At 58.3% G+C, this 5,906-nt stretch carries 5 protein-coding genes; 2 read left to right on the forward strand and 3 right to left on the reverse strand.

Features of this window, described 5'->3' with window-relative positions; all coding sequences use genetic code 11:
- Positions 1 to 818 precede the first annotated feature (818 nt).
- Positions 819 to 2,042, reverse strand: coding sequence for a tetracycline efflux MFS transporter Tet(33) (gene tet(33), locus VVR27_RS11440; RefSeq protein WP_368548478.1), 1,224 nt, complete (start codon positions 2,040 to 2,042; stop codon positions 819 to 821).
- Positions 2,043 to 2,080: 38 nt separating this feature from the next.
- Here tet(33) and VVR27_RS11445 point away from each other — a divergent pair, with 38 nt between their 5' ends.
- The gene (locus tag VVR27_RS11445; protein ID WP_368548479.1) at positions 2,081 to 2,650 is read left to right on the forward strand and encodes a TetR/AcrR family transcriptional regulator C-terminal domain-containing protein; all 570 of its coding nucleotides are present in this window, start codon (positions 2,081 to 2,083) and stop codon (positions 2,648 to 2,650) included.
- 308 nt (positions 2,651 to 2,958) lie between these two features.
- Here the strand turns inward: VVR27_RS11445 and VVR27_RS11450 are convergent, their stop codons facing one another.
- Together VVR27_RS11450 and istA are read right to left on the reverse strand one after the other, a co-directional pair.
- On the reverse strand, positions 2,959 to 3,771 hold the full coding sequence (locus VVR27_RS11450) for an ATP-binding protein (RefSeq protein ID WP_368548480.1): 813 nt from the start codon (positions 3,769 to 3,771) through the stop codon (positions 2,959 to 2,961).
- Positions 3,759 to 5,387, reverse strand: a complete 1,629-nt coding sequence (gene istA, locus VVR27_RS11455; RefSeq protein WP_368548481.1) for an IS21 family transposase — start codon at positions 5,385 to 5,387, stop codon at positions 3,759 to 3,761. Before istA ends, VVR27_RS11450 begins: the two co-directional genes overlap by 13 nt.
- Positions 5,388 to 5,669: 282 nt before the next feature.
- On the opposite strand from istA, the gene VVR27_RS11460 reads away from it, so the two are divergent.
- Positions 5,670 to 5,870: a hypothetical protein gene (locus VVR27_RS11460; protein WP_069408167.1), complete on the forward strand. Its 201-nt coding sequence runs from the start codon at positions 5,670 to 5,672 to the stop codon at positions 5,868 to 5,870.
- The last annotated feature ends 36 nt before the right edge of the window (positions 5,871 to 5,906 follow it).

The raw sequence follows: 5,906 nt of genomic DNA on the forward strand, positions 1-5,906 counted from the left end.
ATGGCGGTCGTCTACAGCGGCGCAATCTTTTAACCAAAGTGGACAGCGCGTCCGCGATCAGTCCCCGCTCCCCTGATCGTCGAAGGCAGTAGCGTCGTGACGATTTCGATGCGCGTGATGATCGCGAGGGATGGCTACAAGCACCTCCTGCGCACGGTCGCGGCCAAGGACGACGACCGCGAGCCAACCCCGTAGGGCCGGCAAAGTAGTTGCGTTTCGATCGGGTAGTTTCTGCGGTTCCCAGATTACGGGCTTAAGGGTCGTTCGTGCTGTCCGCACAGGCCTCAGTCAACCTGCGTCTCGATGCAGTAGCGTCGCAGTTCTGCGATCATCGCGGTCTTGGGGGTGCTGACGAAGCGGAACGCATGGCTGAAACGGACGCGCATTCCTCCAGCCTCGAGGTAGCCGTCGCAGGAAGCGCGTCGTCCGTGGGTGACGACAGAAATGACCTCCACCCGCTCGGGAGAACGGCGGGCGCACCTCTCGGGCTGCACTGGGGCCGCTGTGTGTGGATTTCTCGATGAGCGTCCAGCTCATGTCATCGGCAAGCCACTCGGAGAGGGCCTCCAGCTCTCCCTTGGCCCGGTTCACAACGAAGTCTCCGTCAACGCACTTCCGTGAAGACTCATGGTGCTATGGCTCGATCCGATGCGCCCGGCCTTTCTCCGCGATCGGCACGCACATTTCGATGGGTCTATCAGGCTCCCAGCTGACCTGTCCTTGGTAGATGATGCCGAGTTTCCCGGTGGCGCCGTCTCGCTAGTCGGCCATGGCGAAGCAGTGTCGCCGCCGTGTTGCTCCTGCTCACGTCTCACAACTCACATCGAGTCGCCGCTCGCCCATGAGCCGAACTTCGGGGACGCTGCTGTACCACGCATGATGAGAATCACGCAGGGCACGTAGAGTGCTGCGGCGCAGAGCCAGAGGAAGCCGTCGGCGTTGATGTAAGTGAGCGCGAAGATCGTTGTGAAAGCGACCGGTCCGAAGATCGATGTGACGCTGTTGATCCTGGCGAGCACACCCTGGAGGCGCCCTTGGTGCTGTTCATCGACGCGCTGGGAGAGAAGGGTTTGCAGAGCGGGGAGGCCGATGCCACCGATCCCCAGTGCCGCCAAGATAGGCGCCATGGAAAATGCGTCAGTGACAATCGCCAGGCCTACGAGACCCAAGGCGTCGGTAACACACCCGATGATGACTGTTTTTGCCTCACCGATCCACTCCACGATGCGGCCAGTAAGGAGGGCCTGCACGAGAACCTGTACGATCCCGAAGACGGACAGGGAGATTCCAACTTCGACGGGACTCCAGTCGAGGCGGTGTTCAGTAAACAGCACCCAGGTCGCACCTGGAGCCTGCCCAATGAATTGAACAAGGCCGAATGCGACTAATAGGAAGGTAATCCCAGGCACCGCGCTGAGGCCGGGGCGACCACGATGCTGAGCGAGCGACGCAGAGCGCGCAGGGGAATCAGGACGGGTCTCGCGTAACAAGATAAAGGTGAGTGCCAGATTGCTCGCTGAGAGAAGAGCAGCGAGCAAAAACGGCAGATGTGGCGAGATGGCACCGAACAGTCCACCCATGGCTGGCCCCGCGATCATTCCGCCGCCATAGCAGGCACTGAGTAAACCGAAACGCTTGGCGCGCTGGTGGGGTGGCGTGATGTCGGCGATCACGGTGGCGGTGACCGCATTGGTCGCTCCGGTTATCCCAGCCACTGCACGGGCGATATAGAACACCGACAGAGCGGATGTCGTGGCGAGCACGAGATAGTCGACGGTCGCACCGGCCAGGGAAACAAGCAGCACCCGGCGGCGGCCGAATCGGTCCGACAGTGTTCCCAGTACGGGGGCAAAGATGAACTGCATTACCGCGTAGAGCGCGCTCAGCACTCCGACGTTCAGCGGAACCGCATCAGCGGTGACCCCTGCCTCGTGTAGCAGTGCGGGGAGAATCGGCATCACCAGGCCCATGCCGGCGGCGTCGAGGCTAGCCGTGATGAGGACCGTGGCCAACGAGCCACGAGCGGAAGTGAGAGATGACACCTTATCAACGATAAAGTTATCGATGATAAAGTGCAAGCATGGCTCAGAAACAAGCGCGACTCGATCGTGCAGCAGTCTTGCGCGGTGCGAGGCATGTGCTCAATAACACGGGGATCGACGGTTTCACCACGCGGGCGCTGGCTGCGCATCTGCGGGTGCAGCAGCCAGCGCTCTACTGGCACTTTCGGACAAAGGGCCACCTGCTCGGATCGCTCGCAGCTGATGTGCTTGATCGCGAACACCACGCCTCACTCCCAGAGTCAGGGGAGCGCTGGGACGACTTTCTCCTGCGCAACGCGCGGAGCTTCCGGACAGCGCTTCTGGCAGTCCGGGATGGAGCACGGCTGCACGCAGAGTTTCACCGTCAAAAGAGTGACCAGATGCCAGCGGGCTCGGATGCCCCCGAAAGTCAGATCGAGTTTCTCGTGTCCGAAGGATTCGCTGAGGGCTCTGCGGTCCGAGCTCTCATGGCTATCAGCCGCTATACGGTCGGTTTCGTACTAGAAGAACAAACAGCGCTCGACAACGGATGTGAGCCTGTCGATCAAGACCTAGATTTCGAGTTCGGGTTAGTTGCAATGGTTGAAGGGCTGGCATCAAAGCGATGAGGGATGCTCGCACTTTGGGTCTCTGCGTCAGTAAGGTCAATCCTTTCCCGCTCCCGCAGCACCTCCTCCGCGATACTGACGATTCGCTCATGGCTACGGGGCTCACAAACGAGCAAATCAGGGACCGTGTGCATGTCGCGTCGCGATCGCGGAACGGCACATCAGCAGCATCTTCACCATGCTCGACCTTAACGAGCGCACAGGAAACAAGCGCGTCATCGCCTGACGCGGGCTTGTTTTAGGGACCGGTAAGGCGGTACCGGGTACCGGGGTGGCGGTAGCCGCCCGGTAGCCGGTTTTACCCCCGCTTATCGTTTGGACCGTTGACGTTGCTTGAGCTGTTTGCTAAGTGTTCCCCTTTCTTCTTGGAAGTCGTCACGGGTGCGCATGTCTTCACCGATGAGGGTGAGTTTGCTGCCGTTGTTTGCAAGTCGGGATAGGACAGCGTCGGCGATCGCGTTTTCACTAAAGACGCTGTACCAGTATTCCGGCTCGTGCTGGCTGACGATGACGGTTGAGGAATGCTCCCGCTTGACCAGGAGGTTGAATACCTGGGCTAAGGCGAAGGCAGATACGTCCGTGGCCAGGAAGTCGTCGATGACCAACACAGCCGGCTTTGTCAGTTCCTCAAGGAGGGCTTTGCGCTCATAGGCAGCGTCGGCTGTGGCGTCGAACTCGTCGGCTAAATCGGCGAGTCTAAAATAGCGTGCGGTTAGTTTATGCCGGCACGCAGCCACGGCTAGGCCTTGGGCGAGGAAGCTTTTGCCGGTGCCGGTAGCTCCCACGATGGTTAGGTCTCTGCCGTAGGTAATCCAGTCGCAGGTAGCTAACCGCTCAATACGGTCTGGAGTGATCCCTCGGTTGCTGTGTGCTTCAAAGCGTTCCAAAGCCGCAAGCGCGTTGGGTAGCTTGGCGGCTTTGACGAGTTTTTCGATTACTTTCGAATCACGTGCAGCTATCTGCGCATCGAGAGCTTCTTTGATCTTGTCTTCAAAGGAGTCCAAGTCACGACTGGGATCGTTGACGATCTCCTGCAGCGTCGTGGCAAAGACACGCATCCCGCGAAGAGAACCGAGCAGTTCGAAGTCTTCATCGGTAAGAGCCATGGCTATACCTTCCATTCTTTATCAGTGAAGGCAAACGCCCCGGCCCCGCGTACATGCGACACAGAGTCCGGCGTGTTTGCCGTGGGCTGGTGGCGGTGCGCACGCGTGGTGTCGATGGCCGTCGACAGTGGTACATCGGTGGGCAAATACGCCTGTGCTGCGGCCTGTTTTAGATCCTTGAGCTCTTGGGCTACTTTGTTGACACTGGGGACTGCTTTGCGCGATAACAGCTGACCACAGGCTTGTTCGAGTTCGATTCGGGAGTAATCCTTCGATAGGTTCAGTACGCCCAGAACGCTAGAATATGCTTGGGCTTCGACTTTACGAGCGTTAAACATCTGGCCGATGAGCTGTGCTGTCGCGGTCCCAATACTTTTCGCCCAGTCTTCCAAGCGTTGCCGGTTCCACTGGGTGTTTAAGTCCTTATGGTTGTCAGGGACATGCTCATCCAAAGTGGAGTAGCCATAATTAGCAGGGGCAATACGATGTGAAGCAACAATCTCACCGTCGTAGAAGACATCCAGATAGTCATCAAAAAGTTGCACGTCGACGAACTTGCCCGCTAGCTTCCACGGCACTGAATACCAGTGATTGGCGATCCGGATGTGGTAGTTCATTGCGACCTTGGACTTCTTCCACCGCGACCACGACCACCGCCGGTCGGGCAACGGGCGCAGCAGCTGTTGCTCATGGTCTTCAAACAACTGGCGACGAGAGATATCCTGCCCGCGGAAGGGACGGCGATCGTTGATGAAATCGCTTTGGTCCTCGAGTGCCTTATTGAGCATGTCGAAACTGTAGAACTCCTGGTCATCGAGGTATTCCACGCACCATTGCTGGGCAATATCCACGGCCTTTTCAACATTCGCCTTATACCGCGGCCGGTAGCCTTTCGCCGCAGTAATACCTATCTGATAGAAATCGGCAAATGTGGAATACTCCGCAACCGGGATACGCCCCCGCAGCCCACAGGAAATCTGTTGCGTGGCTGTGAGCGCGTTATCCGGGATCAACCGCAGCGGACAACCACCGAAATACTCCAAAGCCGCACGGTGGGCTAAAAGCCACGACCGCATTTTTTGATCCGGCCACGCCGATACATGCATCATCCCTGAGTGCGGCAATGAAGCTACAAACAAGTGCGCGGTAACCCGCTGGCCTGAGACCGGATCCACAACGACCATTCCATCGCCCGACCAGTCCACCATGAGCTCGTCACCGGGATCATGATTCAGTTGCGCTGACAGCTGAAGAACATCGACATAATGCTCAAACAGCGAACAGTACTGTCGATACGAATAATGACGCTGACCAGTACCAACAGGGAACTCCAGGTACTTGGCGTGCGCGACTTTCAACGTCACGCGCTTGCCAGAGACCATCCGCTCAGCAACCTTTTTGAAATCCGGTGCGAGGAACTCCGCATCGTTGCGACGCCGGTTATCCGGAAATAGCTCCTCTAACTGGGCATTCGACAATCCAGCAATCCCGCGAGCATCGAGTCGATGGTCCCTTACAACGCGACTGGCCTTATCAATCGTCGACTTCGAGACCCCTAAATCGGCTCGAATCTGGTTCCAGGAACGATTCCCAGCAACCAAGGCAAACATGATGGCACGGTAATCCGTCACCACCATCACTCCTTCCACGTGAACGCGACCCACGCGTACACACTGCGTGGGCCGTCCACTAAAGAGTGCCCAAAAACTACCCCCGGTACCCGATATCCGCACCGGTCGGTACTCGATACCGCCCTACCGGTACTAAATAGCGTCGCGCGTCAATCGCCGTCCTCGAGTACCTCAAGAACTAAGCGTCGAGTGCGCGACCGGCGCGATGACCATAGGTAACGGCGGTTTAGCATCGGTGCCGCATCTTGACACGACTCAATCCGCGACAGCTAACCTCCGCATATGGAGTTCGACGGAATGGAGATCCCCGACGATATCGAGGTCACGGTCTGGGGGAGCAACGAGCACCGGCTCTGTAACGTCTGCCGCGCAGAATGCGACCCCGAGCCGAGCGGCGCCGACGGGTACGGCGTGCGAATCATCTACGTCTGCCGCGACCACGGACTCCAATCCGTCGTGGACCCATTCGAGCATCTCCGTTGAAGCGCGCTCTTCGCTATCTCCCTGCATTGACGCAAA

The sequence above is a fragment of the Rothia sp. LK2492 genome, from assembly GCF_040946345.1.
In the GTDB taxonomy this organism is placed as follows: Bacteria; Actinomycetota; Actinomycetes; order Actinomycetales; family Micrococcaceae; genus Rothia; species Rothia endophytica.

Coding starts and splice junctions, on each gene's coding strand:
- VVR27_RS11445 (WP_368548479.1), top strand. CDS start 2,081: ATGGCTCAGAAACAAGCGCGACTCGATCGTGCAGCAGTCTTGCGCGGT.
- VVR27_RS11450 (WP_368548480.1), bottom strand. CDS start 3,771: ATGGAAGGTATAGCCATGGCTCTTACCGATGAAGACTTCGAACTGCTC.
- VVR27_RS11460 (WP_069408167.1), top strand. CDS start 5,670: ATGGAGTTCGACGGAATGGAGATCCCCGACGATATCGAGGTCACGGTC.